Here is a 16,488-nt window from a genome sequence, read left to right on the forward strand (position 1 = left end):
TAAATCGATCTACAGGTTGAACACCCGTTCCGGCTGGACCGTGCCGCCCTGATACCGCCCGATGCAGACCGGCCCCTTGGCATCCGCGACCCAGACCAGATCGCCCCAGTCCGCCGTGCCCGTCACCTGTCCCGGATTGCCGTTGCGGATCCGCACCGCGCCCTCGGGCGTGGCGCGCAGCATCGGCAGGTCGGTCAGCGCCGTTTCCAGCGGCAGAAGCTGCGTGTCCAGCCAGTCCTGCGCCTCGCGGTCGATGCGCTCGAAGGGCACCGCGCCGTCCAGGTCGAACGGGCCGGACCAGGTGCGGCGCAGATGGGCCACATGGCCCAGGCAGCCAAGCGCGCGCCCCAGGTCGCGCGCGATGGAGCGGACATAGCCGCCCTTGCCGCAGACCATCTGGAACCGCGCGCTGTCCTGGTCGCACTCCAGCAGGTCCAGGCTGTCCACCCACAGCGGCCGGGCGGCCAGGTCCAGTTCCTCGCCCTCTCGCGCCAGGTCATAGGCGCGCTCGCCATCGACCTTGACGGCGGAAAAGGCGGGCGGCACCTGCATGATGTCGCCGATGAACGCGGGCAGCGCGGCCAGAATCGCGGCGCGATCGGGGCGGGCGTCCGACCGGCGCACCACCTGACCCGAGGCGTCGTCGGTCGTCGTCTCGGCCCCCCAATTGACCGTGAAGTCATAGCATTTCAGCGCGTCGGTGATGGTGGCGACGGTCTTGGTCGCCTCGCCCAGGGCCACGGCCAGGACGCCGGTCGCATCGGGGTCCAGCGTGCCCGCATGGCCCGCCTTCTTCGCGTCCAGCGCCCAGCGGACCTTGGCGACCACCGCGGTCGATCCGACCCCCGCGGGCTTGTCCACGATCAGCCAGCCATTGATGTCGCGGCCCTTCTTGCGTGCCATGGGATCCCCTTGCAAACGGAAGGCGGCGGCATAGCCAGCCGACCGCGCAAGGTCAACCGGCCCGGTTCACTCGGCGCCGTCCACCAGCCCGATGATCGGCCCCAGCGAGCGCCCGAAATCCGCCCGGTTCACCCCCGGCGCATAGAGCCTGCTGATCGACCCGTCGAAATACAGCGCGTCGCGCACCCCAAGCCCGTCGCGGAACAGCCGCCCGAATTCATGGAAGGTCACCGCCCGGTCGGAAATGGCGAACCACGCGGTCTGACCGTCCGGCGACACGCCGACGCCGTTGCGGATATAGCGGCTGTCGGAATCGACCAGAAAGCGCGGGTGCAGGTCGCCGTCGATGACCAGCATCGGCCCGGATTGCGTGGCAAGGCGGCAGTCGGGGCGCGCGGCGGCAAAGGCGCGGCTTTCGATCACCTGGAAGGGGCGCGCGCCGCCGGTGCAGAAGACGCCGTTCGGCAGCATCCCGAAATTGTCGCGGCTTTCCCCGGTGACGATCGGTTGCAGTTCCACCCCGTCGATGACCAGCAGGCCCACGGGGCGATAATCGGCATGATACATGCCCGCGTTCATGGCAAAGGACAGGCTTTCGCCCTGGCCCAGCGTGGCGCGGACATTGGCGAAGTTGCGCAGGGGCTGGCCGTCGGGGCCGTCCTGCCACAGCCGCAGGGCGGGCTCCTGCGCGGCGGAAACCTCGCAGACGACATAGCCCTGGCCGTCATGGGTCATCCGCCCGCAGCCGTCCGCCGCCGCCGGGATCGCCCAGGCCAGCAGCATTCCCACCGCCACGCCCAGGGGGCGCAGGTCAACCGGCATCGTCGTCCGCGCCGCCTTCCACATCGCGGCGGACGCGTTCGTCGGCGAACAGGCGGCGGGTGTCGTCCATGCGGTCGAAGGTCTCGTCAAGCTGGAAGCGCAACTGCGGCGCGTATTTCAGCGTCATCGCCTTGGCGACCAGGTGGCGCAGTTCGGGCGCGTTGCGGCGCAGGGCGGCCAGCGCGTCCTCGGCATCGTGGCCGCCGAGCGGCAGCACATAGGCGGTCGCCACCTTCAGGTCGGGCGAGGTGCGGACCTCGCCCACGGTGATCGAATGGCGGTTCAGATCCGGGTCATGCACGTCGGCGCGCAACAGCACGTCCGACAGGGTGCGGCGGATCAGTTCGCCCACGCGAAGCTGGCGCTGCGAGGGGCCGGGGCCATGGGAAAAACGGTTCTGTGCCATATGTCCCGATGTAGGGGGTCGCGGGCCGCGCCGCAACGGGATATGACGCGGCAAACCCCGCGAAAGGAGGCCCCGCCATGAGCGATCTGCAAAACACCGACGCGCCCGCCCTGCCGGGGATCGTCGTCACCGGCGCATCCGGGCGGATGGGGCAGATGCTGATCCGGCTGATCGCGGACAACCCCGAAGTGCGGCTGGCGGGCGCCCTGGAACGGCCCGGCCATGCCTGGATCGGCCAAGATGTGGGCGAATGCATGGGCGGCGCGCCCCTGGGCGTCGCGGTCAGCGACGACGCGGTGACGGTGATCGCGCAGGCGCAGGCGGTGATCGACTTCACCGCGCCCGCAGCGACCGTGGCCTTCGCCGAACTGACCGCGCAGGCCCGCGCGGTGCATGTGATCGGCACAACCGGGCTGGAACAGGCGCATCTGGATTACCTGAAGGCCTGCGCCCGCCACGCGCCGATCATCCGCGCAGGCAACATGAGCCTGGGCGTCAACCTGCTGGTCGGCCTGACCCGCAAGGTCGCCGCCGCCCTGGGCGAGGACTGGGACATCGAGGTGGTCGAGGCCCATCACCGCATGAAGGTCGACGCGCCCTCGGGCACCGCGCTGATGCTGGGCGAGGCCGCCGCCGAAGGGCGCGGCAAGACGCTGGCCGACCTGCGCACGCCCGCGCGCGAAGGGATCACCGGCGCGCGGGCGCCGGGTTCCATCGGCTTCGCGGCCATCCGCGGCGGCGACGTGGTGGGCGAACATGACGTGATCTTCGCGGGCGAAGGCGAACGGATCGTGCTGCGCCACCTGGCGACCGACCGGGCGATCTTCGCGCGCGGCGCCATCCGCGCGGCGATCTGGGGCCAGGACAAGGGGCCGGGCGAATACGACATGCAGGACGTGCTGGGGCTGAACTGATGGCCAGCGAAGATTGCCTGTTCTGCCGGATCGCGGCGGGCGGCCTGCCCGCCCATGTCCTGCACGAGGACGACCATATCCTGGCCTTCCTGGACCTGTATCCGGTGCGGCCGGGCCACACCCTGGTGATTCCCAAGGCGCATCATGTCTGGTTCGAGGATCTGCCCCCCGACCTCGCGACCCGCATCACCACCTGCGCGCAGGGCCTGGCCCGCGCGATGAAGCGGCTCTATGGCGTCCCGCGCGTGTCGATGCTCTATACCGGCATCCATGTCGCCCATGCCCACGCCCATGTCGTGCCGATGCACCATGTCCATGACGTGACCTCGCTGGCCTATCTGGGCGAGGGGCCCGAGGGCTTCACCGCCCCGCCGCAACTGCCGCCCGAGGAGATGGCGCGGATCGCCGGCGACCTGAAGGCGGCGTTGCGGGCCTAAGCCCCGAACCCGATCAGGATATGATCGACGCCCATCCCTCTGATTCGCTCCATGCTTGTCATGGGAGGGACGGAGAATGGCGTCAGGATTTGGGCTTGGGCGGCCATCGAGCCGTTGTTGCCGCGCAACCAGCCGGGGACGCGCGGGGGCCGCCGGTTTCGGTCCTGGTTCGGCGCTCTACCAGCCGGGCCGCGCAACGCCGAACGGGGATCGGGGCGACCTCGCTTGACTTGGGGGACGGTTCGTGGCTTGGCTGGCGGTGCTGGTTCCTGCCTGTGGCAGGCGAAGAGGGAATGCGCCAGGCCACCCGGCCCAAGCGCAGCCGCCCCCGCGACCGTGACCGGAGAGGATGTCCACCGCCACTGGCCCCCAGGCCGGGAAGGCAGGACAGCCGCCAGGGCCAGTCCCTGACATCCGCAAGCCGGGAGACCTGCCAGCACCCGCCCCGGAAGGGGCCGTGAAACGCGCGCGACCGGGGTGATGTCGCTGTGCCGGATGGTCCTGGCCCATGGCCGACGACCCTTTGGCCCGTCCATCCCGCCGCCACAAGGCATCTGGCCGGAGGGGCCGTGGCTGAGACATATGAACTGGTGGTCTGCACCACCTGCCGCCTTCCGGGGGCCGACCCCCAGGCCGAACGCGACGGCCGTCGCCTGTCCGACGCCCTGGCCGCCGCCGGGATCGGCCATCGGCGGCAGGAATGCCTGTCCGCCTGCGCGCGCGGCTGCGCCGTGGTGCTGCGCGGGGCGGGACGCTGGACCTATGTCCAGGGCGCGCTGGATCCCGACCGCGATCTGGACGACCTGATCGCCATGATCCGCGCCTATGCCGCGTCCGACGACGGCGTGGTGCCCTGGCGCGACCGCCCCCCCGTCATCCGCAAGAACACCATCGCCCGCATCCCGCCGCAGGAGGCCTGAATGTCGCTTGAGAAAACCCCCGTTACCATCGTCACCGGATTCCTGGGGGCCGGAAAGACCACGCTGATCCGGCACCTGCTGCAACATCCCGGCGGGCGGCGGCTGGCGGTCCTGGTCAACGAATTCGGCGACGTGGGCGTGGACGGCGAGCTGATCCGCGACTGCGCCGACGCCAATTGCCCCGAGGCGAATATCGTCGAACTGACCAACGGCTGCATCTGCTGCACGGTTGCCGACGAATTCATCCCCTCGATCCAGCGGCTGATGGCGATGGACCCGCGCCCCGATCACATCGTCATCGAGACATCCGGCCTGGCGCTGCCCAAGCCGCTGTTGAAGGCCTTCGACTGGCCAGACCTGCGTTCGCGCATCACCATCGACGGGGTGATCGCGGTGGCCGACGCCGAGGCCGTGGCGGCGGGCCGCTTCGCCCCCGATCCCGCCCGGCCCGGCAATGCCGATGCGGGCGACGGCGCGGATGCCGATCACGAGACGCCGCTGTCCGAGGTCTTCGAGGACCAGATCGCCTGCGCCGACCTGGTGCTGCTGTCCAAGCCCGACCTGGCGGGCCCGGACGGCCTGGCCCGCGCCCGCGCGGCGATCGAGACCGAGGCCCCCCGGCCCCTGCCCATGCTGCCTTTGGCCGAAGGCGTCATCGACGCCCGCGTGGTCCTGGGCCTGGGTGCCGCGGCAGAGGACGGGTTGGACGCCCGCCCCTCGCACCATGACGGGGCCGAGGATCACGACCATGACGATTTCGACACCATCGTCGTTGACCTGCCGGAACAGGCCGATCCCGACGCGCTGGCGGACAGGATTCAGGCGTTGGCCAGCCGCCGGAACATCCTGCGCGTCAAAGGCCATGTCGCGGTCTCGGGCAAGCCTCTGCGGCTGTTGGTGCAGGCGGTGGGGCCGCGCGTCCGCCATCAGTTCGACCGCCCCTGGGGCGACCGGCCCCGGCGCGGACGGCTGGTGGTGATCGCCGAAAAGGGCGACATCGACCGCGCCGCCATCGAAGCCGCGCTTTCCTGACATGCACGTCCTGTTCCGCGAAACCCACGGGCTGGAGGAAGGGGCCGCGCCGCGCGATCTGGGGCAGACGCCTGCGGATCTGGTGGTGCTGTCCTTTTCCGACAGCGACCTGGGCGCCTTCGCGGCGGGATGGCACCGGGGGCGGGCCTCGCTGCCCTCGCTGCGGCTGGCGAACCTTGCGGGGCTGACGCATCCGCTGTCGGTCGATACCTATATCGAGCGCACCCTGTCGCAGGCCAGGGGCATCCTGGTCCGGCTGATCGGCGGGGCATCCTGGTGGTCCTATGGGGTGGAACAGCTGTCCCGGCTGGCCCGGCGGAACGGCATCGCCCTGGCCGTTCTGCCTGCGGACGGCCGCCCGGACGAGGCGCTGGACCGGGCCTCGAACCTGCCGCCGTCGACGCTGCGGCGGCTGACCGCGCTGTGCGATGCGGGCGGAGAGGTCGCGGCGCAGGCGGCGCTGGCCCAGCTTGCGCTGGCCGCAGGGCTGTATGCGGGGCCGGTGGCGGGGTCGAAGGCGCTGCCGCCCTTCGGGTTCTGGCATCCCGGCACGGGTCCGTCGGACGGTCCGCCCAGCGGCGCTGGCCCCCTGGTGGCGATCCCCTTCTATCGCGCCTGGCTGGCGGCGGCGGATACCGATGGAATCGGCGCGCTGATCGCGGCGTTCGACGCAAGGGGCTTCCGCGCCGCGGGCCTGTTCCTGCCCAGCCTCAAGGACAGGGCCGCGGCGGACTGGCTGCGCGCCACGCTGCCCGGCCTTGCCCCGGCCGCCATCGTCAACGCCACCGCCTTTTCGGCGCGCTCGGACAAGGGATCGCCGCTGGATGCCCCCGGCGCGCCGGTCTTCCAGGTGATCCATGCGACCAACGACCGCCGCGCTTGGGCCGGATCGGATCGCGGCGTATCGCCCTCGGACCTGGCGATGCACATCGCCCTGCCCGAGGTCGACGGTCGCATCGGCGCCGGGGCGATCTCTTTCAAGGATGCCGCCGCGTGGGATCCCGACCTGCAATTCGCCCGCGCCCGGCACCGCGCCGATCCGGCCCAGGTCGCCGCCGCCGTGGACCGGGTGGCGGGTTGGCACCGGCTGTCCACGACCCTGCCCGCCCGGCGGCGCGTCGCCCTGATCCTGTCCACCTATCCCGGCAAGGCGCATCGGATGGCCCATGCGGTGGGCCTGGACGCCATCGCCTCGGCCCAGGCGATGCTGGCCGACCTGGGACAGGACGCGGGCGCGGCGCCGCTGGAACAGGCGCTTGCGACCGGCCGCATCCACTGGCCTCTGGCGGAATACCGGCGGGCGCTGTCCCGCCTGCCGGACCCCCTGCGCCAGGCCCTGCATACGGCCCATGGCGCGCCCGAGGATGACGCGGCCATCGAAGGCGGCGCCTTCGCCTTTGCCGCGATCCGGCGCGGCAACGCGCTGATCGCGCTGCAACCCGAACGCGGCCAGCCCGCCGACCGCGAGGGCGAATACCACGACACCACCCGCACTCCGCGCCACGCCTATGTCGCCTTTTACCTGTGGCTTCAGGACCAGGCCGACGCGCTGGTCCATATCGGCGCGCATGGCACGCTGGAATGGCTGCCCGGCAAGGCCGCCGCGCTGTCGCCCGCCTGCTGGCCCCAGGCGCTGACCGGGGCGCTGCCGGTGATCTATCCCTTCATCGTCAACGATCCGGGCGAGGCGGCGCAGGCCCGTCGCAGGCTGGGCGCGGTGACGCTGGGCCACCTGCCGCCGCCGCTTGCGCCCTCGGGCACGCCCGCGCCGTTCCTGCGCCTGGAACGGCTGCTGGACGAATATTCGCTGGCCGATGGGATGGACGCCCCCCGACAGGCTCGGCTGGTCGCCGCCATCCGGGCCGAGGCGCAGTCGGCCGGGGTCGAGGACGACCTGGGCATCCCCGGCCATGCCAGCCCGGCCGAGGCGATTCCGCTGATCGACCGCTTCGTCTGCGACGTGAAGGATTCGCAATTCGCCGAAGGTCTGCATGTCTGGGGGCGCGGCACGCCCGATGGCCGGGGCTTCACGGGCGACGCGGCTTCGGCCGCCGCCGAAAAGGCCGCGCTGCTGGACGCCCTGGCGGGCCGCCGGATCGAACCGGGGCCGTCGGGATCGCCCTGGCGCGGGCGCAGGGACGTGCTGCCGACCGGGCGCAATCTTTTCGGCACCGATCCCCGCGCCGTGCCCTCGGCCGCCGCCCATGCACAGGGCGTCAGGCTGGCCGAGGAACTGCTGCGCCGCCATTTGCAGGACCAGGGCGACTGGCCGCGCGGGCTGGTGGTGAACCTGTGGGGGTCGGCCACCATGCGCACGGCGGGCGAGGAATTCGCCATGGCGCTGCACCTGGCCGGGGCGGCGCCGGTCTGGGACGACCAGTCGGGCCGCGTCACCGGATTTCAGATCGTGCCGCTGGCGCTGCTGGACCGGCCGCGCATCGACGTGACGCTGCGCGTCTCGGGCCTGTTCCGCGACGTGTTCCCCGACCTGGCCCGGCTGTTCGAACAGACGACGGCGGCGCTGGCCCGGCGCGACGAGGCCGCCGACATGAACCCCTATGTCGCGGCGCCGTCCGGGCCGCGCGTCTTCGCCCCCGCCCCCGCCCGCTATGGCCTGGGGCTTGCGACGGGACCGTTCACCCCCGAGGCCCGGCAGGCGGCCGGAGAGGCATGGCTTGCCGCCTCGGGCCACGATGCCGAAGGCGCCCCCGCGCGCGCGATGCTTGAGGCCCGGCTGCGCGGCGCCGACGCTTTCGTCCACCTTCAGGATCTTCCCGAAACCGACCTGCTGCTGGCCGAGGATTACGCCAGCCACGAGGCCGGTTTCGCCGCCGCCCTGGCCGCCCTGGGCGGTCGGGCCGCCCTCTACCACCTGGACGCGACCCGCCCCGACGCCCCCCGCGCCCGCACCCTGCCCGAGGAGATCGCGCGCGTGGTCCGCGCGCGGGCCGTCAATCCCCGCTGGCTGGAATCGATGATGCGGCACGGCTTTCGCGGCGCGGCGGAAATCGCCGCCACCCTGGACCACATGGCGGCCTTCGCGCATCTGGCCGGAGTGGTGCCGCCGCATCTGTTCGATCTCTATCACGCCGCGACCCTGGGCGATCCTCGGGTGGCGGCTTTCCTGGAGGCCAGCAATCCCCAGGCCCAGGAGGCGATGCGGGCGACATTCGCGGCCCTGGCAGACGCCGGGCTATGGCAAAGCCGGTCCAACAGCATCGCGGCGGGGATCAGATGAGCGGGCGGGTCAAGGGCTGGTGCCCCGGCGCGCTGACGCCGATGCCGTCCGGCGACGGGCTGGTGCTGCGCGTCCGCCCCCGTTCCGGGCGGCTGACGCCCGCGCAGATGCTGGGCCTGGCCGATCTGGCAGAGCGGTTCGGCGACGGCGCGGTCACGCTGACCAGCCGGGCGAACCTGCAACTGCGCGCGGTCGCGCCTGCCGATCTGGAGGCCGTCCAGGCGGATCTGCGGCGGCTGGATCTGATCGACACCGATCCCGCGCAGGAGACGCGCCGCAATATCCTGGTGTCGCCGATCTGGACCCAAGGCGATCCCACGATGGCCCTGGCGGCCGAACTCGCGGCGCGCCTGGCCGAATTGCCGCCCCTGCCTGCCAAGTTCGGCTTTGCGATCGACACCGGCCCGGCGGCGATCCTGACCGGCGCATCGGCCGACCTGCGGATCGAGCGGTCGTCGTCGGGCCTGATCCTGCGCGCCGAGGGCATGGCGCGCGGCGAAGCGGTCCCCGACGCGCGGGCTGTGACCCGCCTTATCGCGCTGGCGCACTGGTTCGCGGCACAGCCCGGCGCGCGGCGGATGGGGCTGCTGGTGGGCGGCGGCGCACGCCCGCCGCTGGCCGCCGATGCCGCGCCCCTGACGACCCCGCCGCTGCGGCCCGGCCCGGCCGCGCCGGGCACCTGCGTCGCCGCGCCTTTCGGGCGGATGGCCACGGATGCGCTGCGCGCCATCGCCGTCGCGCCCGCGCGGCCGACCCCCTGGCGGTCGCTGGTCATCGAGGCCGCGTCGCCACCCCGGCATCCCCAGGCCATCACCGACCCGGACGATCCGCGCCTGCGGGTGGCGGTCTGCGTGGGCAAGCCCCGCTGCTCCTCGGCCAGTGTCGAGACGATGCGCCTTGCCCGCGACCTTGCGCCCCTGGTGCCGCCGGGCGCGGTCCTGCATGTCGCCGGATGCGCCAAGGGCTGCGCCCATCCCCGGCCCGCCGACCTGGTGCTGACCGGACGAGACGGCCACTTCGATCTGCTGCGCGGCGGCCGTCCCGGCGATCCGCCGCAGCGCCGCAGCCTGGATCCCGCCGACATTGCCGCCCTGCTGAAAGACCCCCATGCCCCATCTTTATGAAACCGACGGCGCCGCGATCTATCGCGCCTCTTTCGCGACCATCCGCGCCGAGGCCGACCTGTCGCGCTTCGCCCCCGATGAGGAGATCGTCGCCGTCCGCATGATCCATGCCTGCGGGATGGTGGATCTTGCGGCGCATATCCGCTTTGCCCCCGGCTTCGCCATCGCCGCGCGCCGGGCGCTGGAAGGGGGCGCGCCGATCCTCTGCGACGCGCGCATGGTCAGCGAGGGGATCACCCGCGCCCGCCTGCCCGCCGGGAACCCCGTCCTCTGCACCCTGCACGCGCCCGAGGTTCCCGGCCTGGCCGCCAGCCTGGGCACGACCCGTTCGGCCGCCGCGCTGGAACTGTGGCGGCCGCATCTGGCGGGCGCGGTCGTGGCCATCGGCAATGCACCCACCGCGCTGTTCCACCTGCTGAACATGCTGGAGGATCCGGCCTGCCCGCGTCCCGCCGCCATCATCGGCTGCCCGGTCGGCTTCATCGGCGCGGCGGAATCCAAGGCTGCCCTGGCGGCTGACGACCCGGCGCCCTGGTGCATCGTGGACGGACGGCTTGGCGGGTCGGCGATCACCGTCGCTGCGGTCAACGCCCTGGCCAGCCGGGTCGAATGATGGGCAAAATCCTGTGCATCGGCCTTGGCCCCGGCGACCCCGACCTGATGAGCCTGCGTGCCCACCGGCACCTGACACGGGCGCGCGTCGTCGCCTATTTCCGCAAGGGTGGCCGCCCCGGACAGGCGCGCCGCATCGCCGAGGGGCTGATCCCGGCGGGCGCCGTCGAACTGGCGATGGAATATCCCGTCACCACCGAAATCGCCGTCCAGGATCCCGCCTATGGCGCCGCGCTGCGGGCCTTTTACGACGACTGGGCCGCGCGGCTGCAAGAAGCCGCCCTGACGGACGATGTGGTGGTGCTGTGCGAAGGCGATCCGTTCTTTTTCGGATCCTTCATGCATCTGCACGCCCGCCTGCCGCGCGATCTGGTCGAGGTGGTTCCGGGCATCCCCGGCATGGCCGGATGCTGGACCGCGACGGGCCAGCCGATCACCTGGGGCGACGACATCCTGACCGTGCTGCCCGCGACCCTGCCCGAAGCCGAACTTGCGCGCCGGATCGCCGATACCGACGCGCTTGTGGTGATGAAGATCGGCCGCAACCTGGGGCGGCTGCGCGCGGCGCTGACCGCCGCCCGACGGCTGGACCAGGCCTGGCTGGTCGAATACGGCACCATGCCGGGCCAGCGGGTGCGCCGCCTGGCGGATGTCGAGGGGCCGGTGCCCTATTTCTCGATCGTGCTGATCCACGGCCAGGGGCGCAGGCCGTGACCGGCCGGCTGGTCATCGCGGGGCTTGGCCCCGGCGCCGCCGGGATGATGACGGCCGAGGTGCGGGACGCCCTGGACCAGGCCACCGACGTGATCGGCTATGGTCCCTATGTCGCCCGCATCGCGCCGCGCGCGGGGCTGGTGCTGCACCCCTCTGACAACCGGGTGGAACTGGACCGCGCCACGCGGGCGTTGACCCTGGCCGCCCAGGGGCGGCGGGTGGTGGTCGTCTCGTCCGGGGATCCGGGGGTCTTCGCCATGGCCTCGGCCGTGTTCGAGGCGCTGGAGCGCGGCCCGGCCGACTGGCAGGGCCTGGATCTGCGGGTGCTGCCGGGGATCACCGCGATGCTGGCGGCGGCGGCGGCGGCGGGCGCGCCCCTGGGGCATGATTTCTGCGCCATCAACCTGTCGGACAATCTCAAGCCGCTTGATCTGGTGCTGGAACGCGTGCGGCTGGCGGTCCAGGCCGATTTCGCGATGGCCTTCTATAATCCCCGCTCGGCCAGCCGCCCGCATCAGTTCGGCGCGGTTCTGGATCTGCTGCGCGGGATCTGCGGCCCCGACCGGCTGATCACCTTCGCCCGCGCCGTCTCGACCCCCGGCCAGCAGATCCGCACCGTCGCCCTGTCGCAGGCCACGCCCGAGATGGCCGACATGCGCACGGTGGTTCTGGTCGGCTCGTCCCGGACGCGGCGCATCGGCCGCTTCGTCTATACGCCGAGGTCGGCATGACACCAGGCCAGCACATCCTCGACCGTCGCGGCGGTGGGGCGATCCGGCACGGGCGGCCGGGCGATCATCACCACCGGAATGCCCATGGCGCGGGCAGCCGCCAGCTTGGCGCTGGCCCCGCCGCCGCCCGCGTTCTTGGCAACGATCAGGTCGATGCGGTGGCCTTCCAGCAGCGCCCGGTCGCCCGCCACATCGAAGGGTCCGCGCGCGATCACCACGGTCGCATCCGGCAGCGGCAGCGGATCGTCGGGACGGTCCACCAGGCGCAGCAGATAATGGTGCTGCGCCTGGCCCCTGAAATCCGCAAGCTGCTGGCGGCCGATGGACAGGAACACCCGGCGCGGCGGGCCGTCCAGGGCGCGCGCCGCCGCGGCCATGTCGGCCACCTCGGTCCAGTCGTCGCCTGGACCGGGCTGCCATGCGGGCCGTTCCAGCGCCAGCAGCGGCAGGCCGGTCAGCGCGCTTGCCGCCACCGCGTTGCGGCTGATCCGCGCGGCAAAGGGATGGGTCGCATCGACGATCCGGGCGATCCGGTTCGCCCGCAGCCAGCCGGCCAGCCCTGCGGCCCCGCCGAAGCCGCCCACCCGCACCGGCACCGGCTGCGGACGGGGCGACTGGACCCGGCCCGCATAGGACAGGATCGCCGCCATCCCCCTCTGGGCCATCGCCGCGGCAAGGCGGCTGGCCTCGGTCGTGCCGCCAAGGATCAGGGTCGTCATGGCTGAATGGCTTTCCATCATCGGTATCGGCGAGGATGGCCCGGACGGTCTGTCCGCCGCAAGCCGCCATGCGCTGCGATCGGCGGCGGCGGTGTTCGGCGGGCCGCGTCATCTGGCGATGATCGACCATCCCGACCGCCGCCCCTGGCCGGTGCCCTTTTCCATCGCCCCGGTGCTGGCGCTGCGCGGGCAGCCGGTGGCGGTCCTGGCTTCCGGGGATCCGTTCTGGCACGGCGCGGGCGGCACGCTTGCGGCCGCCCTGGCGCCCGGCGAATGGCGGGCCTTCCCCGCGCCCTCGGTCTTTTCCCTGGCCGCCGCGCGCATCGGCTGGCGGATCGAGGATACGCTGTGCCTGGGCCTGCACGCCGCGCCGCTGGCGGGACTGCGCCCACATCTCGCGCCGGGCCGCCGCGCGATCCTGACGCTGCGCGACGGCGCGGCAGTGGCCGAGCTGGCCCGCTGGCTGGCGGCCGAGGGGTTCGGGGACAGCGCCCTGGCGGTCATGGAGCATCTGGGCGGCGCGCGCGAACGGATCCGCCATGCCCGCGCCGAGGCGCTGGACCTGGCCGATATAGGCGCCCTGGTCGCGGTTGCCGTGACGGTCCAGGGCGCGGGCCGGATCATGCCCCACGCCTCGGGCCTGGCGGATGACTGGTTCGACCATGACGGCCAGATCACCAAACGGCCGGTCCGCGCCCTGGCGCTGTCGGCCCTGGCGCCGCGCCCCGGCGAGATGCTGTGGGATATCGGCGCCGGGTCGGGATCGGTGGGGATCGAATGGCTGCTGGCCGACCCGTCCTGCCGCGCCGTCGCGATCGAGCGGGACGTAGCACGCGCCGAACGGGCGCGCGGGAACGCCGACCGGCTGGGCGCGGGGCGGCTGGCGATCCGGGCGGGAGAGGCCCTGGACCTGCTGGACGGACTGCCGCCCCCCGATGCCGTCTTTGTCGGCGGCGGCGGCGACGACGCCCTGCTGGCCGCGCTGTGGGGCCGCCTGCCCGCGGGGTGCCGCCTTGTCGCCCATGCCGTGACCCTGGAAACCGAGGCGCTGCTGGCCGCCTGGCACCATGCCCAGGGCGGCAGCCTGCTGCGGATAGAACTGTCCGAGGCCGCGCCGCTGGGGCGCAGGCGAGGCTGGAAGGCAAGCTATCCGGTCGTGCAATGGAGCGTGACGCGATGAGACATGCAGGCGTCGGATTTCGCAGCGGGGCCACGCTGGATTCGGTCCGCGATGCGCTGCGCCGCGCCGGAGGCGGCGGGCTGACGCGGATCGCCATTCCGGCGGTCAAGGCGGCCGATCCCCTGGCCGCCGAACTGGCCGCATCCGGTCTGGCCCTGACCCTGATCCCGCCCGATGCGCTGGCCCGCACACCCACCCCCACGCAAGGCCCGCCGTCGCTACGCACCCACCGCACCGGCACCGTCGCCGAAGCCTGCGCGCTGATCGCCGCCGGGCCTGGCGCGCGCCTGCTGGCGCCCCGCACCATCAGCCAGGACCGCATGGCGACCGCCGCCGTCGCGGAAGGAGTCGATCCATGACCGTCCATTTCATCGGCGCCGGTCCCGGCGCCCCCGACCTGCTGACGCTGCGCGGGCGCGACCTGATCGCGGCATCGCCCGTCTGCCTGTATGCCGGATCGCTGATCCCCCCGGCGGTGCTGGCCCATTGCCCGCCCGGCTGCCAGATCGTCGACACCGCGCCGCTGGACCTGGACGCCATCATGGCCCAGATCGCAGCGGCGCATGAGGGCGGCCTTGACGTGGCGCGGCTGCATTCGGGCGATCTGTCCGTCTGGTCGGCCATGGGCGAACAGTTGCGCCGCCTGCGCGCGGCGGGAATCCCCTATACGGTGACGCCGGGCGTGCCGTCCTTTGCCGCCGCCGCCGCCGCCCTGGGGGCTGAACTGACCCTGCCGGGCCTTGCGCAAAGCGTGGTGCTGACCCGCACGGCGGGCCGCGCCTCGGCCATGCCGCAGGGCGAAAGCCTTGCCGCCTTCGCCGCGACCGGCGCGACCCTGGCGCTGCATCTGTCGATCCACCGGCTGGCCCAGGTCGCCGCCGAACTGATCCCCCATTACGGCGCCGACTGCCCGGCGGCCGTCGTCTGGCGGGCAAGCTGGCCCGACCAGCGGCTGGTGCGCGGCACCCTGGCCGACATCGCCGCGCAGGTCGGCGACGGGATCGAGCGCACCGCCCTGATCCTGGTCGGCCGCGCCCTTGCGCAAGAGGGATTCGACGACAGCCGCCTGTACGCCGCCGATTACGACCGGCGCTTTCGCGGCGGGCGCGGCGACGCGGTGGCGCCGTGACGGCGGGGCTGATCGTCTCGGCCGCGCGGTCGGGCAGCGGCAAGACCACGGTGATGCTGGGCCTGCTGCGCTGCCTGGCCGAGGACGGCGTGGCCGTGCAGCCGTTCAAATGCGGCCCCGACTATATCGACCCGGCGTTTCACCGCGCGGCCTGCGGGCGGGCGTCCTTCAATCTGGACAGCTGGTCGATGCCCATGGGCCTGCTGGCGACTCAGCTGGCGCGGGCGGACGGCTTCGCCCTGGCCGAGGGGTCGATGGGCCTGTTCGACGGCGTGGCGGCGAATGGCGAGACCGGCAACGGCGCCAGCGCCGACATCGCCGCGCTGACCGGCTGGCCGGTGCTGCTGGTGCTGGATGTCTCGGGCCAGGCGCAGACGGCGGCGGCCCTGGCCCTGGGCATGGCCGGGTTCCGCGATGATGTGCGGGTGGCGGGGGTGATCCTGAACCGCGTCGCCTCGGCCCGGCACGAACGGCTGTGCCGCCTGGCCTTCCAGGCGCGGGGCATCCCCGTCCTGGGGGCGCTGCCCCGGCGCGGCGACCTGACCATCCCGGAACGGCATCTGGGCCTGGTGCAGGCGGCGGAACACCCGGATCTGGAAACCGCGATCCGCGCCTATGCGGCCTTCCTGCGCGCCCATGTCGATCTGGACGCCGTCCGGGCCGCGGCGCGGGGGCGTGCCGTGCCGTGGACCGGCGGGCGCCCGGTGCCGCCGCCCGGCCAGCGGATCGCGTTGGCGCAGGATCAGGCGTTTTCCTTTGTCTATCCGCATCTTCTGGACGGCTGGCTGCGGCAGGGGGCCGAGGTGCTGACGTTCTCTCCTCTGGCCGATCAGCCGCCGCCGGACGCGGATGTCTGCTGGCTGCCGGGGGGCTATCCCGAACTGCATGCCGGGCGGATCGCGGGCGCGGCTCGGTTCCTGGAGGGGCTGCGCCGCTTTGCGGCCATCCGTCCGGTGCATGGCGAATGCGGGGGCTACATGGTGCTGGGCCGGGCGCTGATCGACGCGGCCGGGACCAGCCATCCGATGGCCGGGCTGCTGGGGCTGGTCACCAGCTATCAACAACGGCGGATGCATCTGGGCTATCGGCTGGCGCGGCTGTCGGACCCGATGCCGGGCCTGCCCGCCGGGACGCGGCTGCGGGGGCACGAGTTCCATTATTCCACCATCCTCGACCAGCCGGATGCCGCCCTGGCCCAGGTGCAGGATGCCGACGGCGCGGCGGTGGCGGAAACTGGATCGCGGCGCGGCCGCGTCACCGGCACCTTCTTCCACCTGATCGCGCAGGCCGCATGACCTGCGTCTTCGTCTGCGCCGAATGCCCCGGCGGGGCAGACAGGCTGGCGGCGATCCGGGCCGCGCTTGGCGGGACCGCCTGCACGGTGCGCGCGGCGGGCTGCATGTCCGGCTGCCGCAGCGGCGGCTCCGTGGCGGTCAGGGCGCCGGGGCGGATGGCCTATCTGTTCGGGCCGGTGGACGGCGGCGACGGCCAGCGGCTGCGCCGGTTCCTGGATCTCTACCACGCCGCGCCGGGCGGAGAGATCCGCGATGCGCGCCCGCTGGGTCCGCTGCGCTTCAAGGTTCTGGCGCGCATTCCCGGCGCTTGAC

General features: G+C 72.6%; 18 protein-coding genes and 1 riboswitch. Of the genes, 14 read left to right on the forward strand and 4 right to left on the reverse strand.

Features of this window, described 5'->3' with window-relative positions; genetic code table 11:
* Positions 1–9: 9 nt before the first annotated feature.
* The 3 genes from truB to rbfA all read right to left on the reverse strand — a co-directional run bounded on the left by truB (position 10) and on the right by rbfA (position 2,131).
* Positions 10–903, reverse strand: a complete 894-nt coding sequence (gene truB, locus PARHAE_RS07360; protein ID WP_126153964.1) for a tRNA pseudouridine(55) synthase TruB — start codon at positions 901–903, stop codon at positions 10–12.
* A gap of 66 nt (positions 904–969) precedes the next feature.
* Positions 970–1,725: a phosphodiester glycosidase family protein gene (locus PARHAE_RS07365; protein WP_126153965.1), complete on the reverse strand. Its 756-nt coding sequence runs from the start codon at positions 1,723–1,725 to the stop codon at positions 970–972.
* Complete coding sequence (gene rbfA / locus PARHAE_RS07370) at positions 1,715–2,131, reverse strand: 30S ribosome-binding factor RbfA (protein ID WP_126153966.1); 417 nt, start codon at positions 2,129–2,131, stop codon at positions 1,715–1,717. The genes PARHAE_RS07365 and rbfA overlap by 11 nt, the downstream gene beginning before the upstream one ends.
* Positions 2,132–2,208: 77 nt before the next feature.
* On the opposite strand from rbfA, the gene dapB reads away from it, so the two are divergent.
* From dapB to cobJ, 9 genes are all read left to right on the forward strand, one after another.
* Positions 2,209–3,045: a 4-hydroxy-tetrahydrodipicolinate reductase gene (gene dapB / locus PARHAE_RS07375; protein WP_126153967.1), complete on the forward strand. Its 837-nt coding sequence runs from the start codon at positions 2,209–2,211 to the stop codon at positions 3,043–3,045.
* Entirely contained in the window at positions 3,045–3,482 is a 438-nt protein-coding gene (locus PARHAE_RS07380; protein WP_126153968.1) for an HIT family protein, read from the forward strand. Before dapB ends, PARHAE_RS07380 begins: the two co-directional genes overlap by 1 nt.
* A gap of 247 nt (positions 3,483–3,729) precedes the next feature.
* Positions 3,730–3,934: riboswitch (cobalamin riboswitch) on the forward strand.
* 117 nt (positions 3,935–4,051) lie between these two features.
* Positions 4,052–4,402 (forward strand): DUF1636 domain-containing protein, encoded by a 351-nt coding sequence (locus PARHAE_RS07385; protein WP_126153969.1) that lies wholly within the window; start codon positions 4,052–4,054, stop codon positions 4,400–4,402.
* Entirely contained in the window at positions 4,403–5,434 is a 1,032-nt protein-coding gene (cobW, locus tag PARHAE_RS07390) for a cobalamin biosynthesis protein CobW (protein ID WP_126153970.1), read from the forward strand.
* A 1-nt stretch (position 5,435) separates the two neighbouring features.
* A complete protein-coding gene (cobN, locus tag PARHAE_RS07395) occupies positions 5,436–8,672 on the forward strand; it encodes a cobaltochelatase subunit CobN (RefSeq protein ID WP_126153971.1) in 3,237 nt (1,078 codons plus the stop codon).
* On the forward strand, positions 8,630–9,796 hold the full coding sequence (locus PARHAE_RS07400) for a cobalamin biosynthesis protein CobG (RefSeq protein ID WP_241232709.1): 1,167 nt from the start codon (positions 8,630–8,632) through the stop codon (positions 9,794–9,796). Before cobN ends, PARHAE_RS07400 begins: the two co-directional genes overlap by 43 nt.
* Positions 9,780–10,409, forward strand: a complete 630-nt coding sequence (locus tag PARHAE_RS07405; protein WP_126153973.1) for a precorrin-8X methylmutase — start codon at positions 9,780–9,782, stop codon at positions 10,407–10,409. Before PARHAE_RS07400 ends, PARHAE_RS07405 begins: the two co-directional genes overlap by 17 nt.
* Positions 10,409–11,122, forward strand: coding sequence for a precorrin-2 C(20)-methyltransferase (gene cobI, locus PARHAE_RS07410; RefSeq protein ID WP_126154085.1), 714 nt, complete (start codon positions 10,409–10,411; stop codon positions 11,120–11,122). Before PARHAE_RS07405 ends, cobI begins: the two co-directional genes overlap by 1 nt.
* Positions 11,119–11,853 (forward strand): precorrin-3B C(17)-methyltransferase, encoded by a 735-nt coding sequence (gene cobJ, locus PARHAE_RS07415; protein ID WP_126153974.1) that lies wholly within the window; start codon positions 11,119–11,121, stop codon positions 11,851–11,853. The genes cobI and cobJ overlap by 4 nt, the downstream gene beginning before the upstream one ends.
* Here the strand turns inward: cobJ and PARHAE_RS07420 are convergent.
* Positions 11,832–12,572, reverse strand: coding sequence for a cobalt-precorrin-6A reductase (locus PARHAE_RS07420; RefSeq protein ID WP_126153975.1), 741 nt, complete (start codon positions 12,570–12,572; stop codon positions 11,832–11,834). The genes cobJ and PARHAE_RS07420 overlap by 22 nt on opposite strands.
* Here PARHAE_RS07420 and cbiE point away from each other — a divergent pair.
* From cbiE to PARHAE_RS07445, 5 genes are read left to right on the forward strand one after another with little or no spacing between them, the layout of a single operon-like run.
* The gene (cbiE, locus tag PARHAE_RS07425) at positions 12,571–13,752 is read left to right on the forward strand and encodes a precorrin-6y C5,15-methyltransferase (decarboxylating) subunit CbiE (protein WP_126153976.1); all 1,182 of its coding nucleotides are present in this window, start codon (positions 12,571–12,573) and stop codon (positions 13,750–13,752) included. The genes PARHAE_RS07420 and cbiE overlap by 2 nt on opposite strands.
* Positions 13,749–14,111 (forward strand): cobalamin biosynthesis protein, encoded by a 363-nt coding sequence (locus PARHAE_RS07430; protein ID WP_126153977.1) that lies wholly within the window; start codon positions 13,749–13,751, stop codon positions 14,109–14,111. The genes cbiE and PARHAE_RS07430 overlap by 4 nt, the downstream gene beginning before the upstream one ends.
* Entirely contained in the window at positions 14,108–14,881 is a 774-nt protein-coding gene (cobM, locus tag PARHAE_RS07435; protein WP_126153978.1) for a precorrin-4 C(11)-methyltransferase, read from the forward strand. The genes PARHAE_RS07430 and cobM overlap by 4 nt, the downstream gene beginning before the upstream one ends.
* Positions 14,878–16,176, forward strand: coding sequence for a cobyrinic acid a,c-diamide synthase CobB (locus PARHAE_RS07440; protein WP_126153979.1), 1,299 nt, complete (start codon positions 14,878–14,880; stop codon positions 16,174–16,176). Before cobM ends, PARHAE_RS07440 begins: the two co-directional genes overlap by 4 nt.
* Complete coding sequence (locus PARHAE_RS07445; RefSeq protein ID WP_126153980.1) at positions 16,173–16,487, forward strand: DUF1636 family protein; 315 nt, start codon at positions 16,173–16,175, stop codon at positions 16,485–16,487. The genes PARHAE_RS07440 and PARHAE_RS07445 overlap by 4 nt, the downstream gene beginning before the upstream one ends.
* Position 16,488: the final 1 nt, after the last annotated feature.

It is taken from the genome of Paracoccus haematequi (assembly GCF_900631945.1).
Lineage (GTDB): Bacteria > Pseudomonadota > Alphaproteobacteria > Rhodobacterales > Rhodobacteraceae > Paracoccus > Paracoccus haematequi_A.

Excerpts from the sequence above, each read along its gene's own strand:
- truB (WP_126153964.1), bottom strand. The coding sequence starts at position 903 with ATGGCACGCAAGAAGGGCCGCGACATCAATGGCTGGCTGATCGTGGAC.
- PARHAE_RS07365 (WP_126153965.1), bottom strand. The coding sequence starts at position 1,725 with ATGCCGGTTGACCTGCGCCCCCTGGGCGTGGCGGTGGGAATGCTGCTG.
- rbfA (WP_126153966.1), bottom strand. The coding sequence starts at position 2,131 with ATGGCACAGAACCGTTTTTCCCATGGCCCCGGCCCCTCGCAGCGCCAG.
- dapB (WP_126153967.1), top strand. The coding sequence starts at position 2,209 with ATGAGCGATCTGCAAAACACCGACGCGCCCGCCCTGCCGGGGATCGTC.
- PARHAE_RS07380 (WP_126153968.1), top strand. The coding sequence starts at position 3,045 with ATGGCCAGCGAAGATTGCCTGTTCTGCCGGATCGCGGCGGGCGGCCTG.
- cobW (WP_126153970.1), top strand. The coding sequence starts at position 4,403 with ATGTCGCTTGAGAAAACCCCCGTTACCATCGTCACCGGATTCCTGGGG.
- cobN (WP_126153971.1), top strand. The coding sequence starts at position 5,436 with ATGCACGTCCTGTTCCGCGAAACCCACGGGCTGGAGGAAGGGGCCGCG.
- PARHAE_RS07400 (WP_241232709.1), top strand. The coding sequence starts at position 8,630 with ATGGCAAAGCCGGTCCAACAGCATCGCGGCGGGGATCAGATGAGCGGG.
- PARHAE_RS07405 (WP_126153973.1), top strand. The coding sequence starts at position 9,780 with ATGCCCCATCTTTATGAAACCGACGGCGCCGCGATCTATCGCGCCTCT.
- cobI (WP_126154085.1), top strand. The coding sequence starts at position 10,409 with ATGGGCAAAATCCTGTGCATCGGCCTTGGCCCCGGCGACCCCGACCTG.
- cbiE (WP_126153976.1), top strand. The coding sequence starts at position 12,571 with ATGGCTGAATGGCTTTCCATCATCGGTATCGGCGAGGATGGCCCGGAC.
- PARHAE_RS07420 (WP_126153975.1), bottom strand. The coding sequence starts at position 12,572 with ATGACGACCCTGATCCTTGGCGGCACGACCGAGGCCAGCCGCCTTGCC.
- PARHAE_RS07430 (WP_126153977.1), top strand. The coding sequence starts at position 13,749 with ATGAGACATGCAGGCGTCGGATTTCGCAGCGGGGCCACGCTGGATTCG.
- cobM (WP_126153978.1), top strand. The coding sequence starts at position 14,108 with ATGACCGTCCATTTCATCGGCGCCGGTCCCGGCGCCCCCGACCTGCTG.
- PARHAE_RS07445 (WP_126153980.1), top strand. The coding sequence starts at position 16,173 with ATGACCTGCGTCTTCGTCTGCGCCGAATGCCCCGGCGGGGCAGACAGG.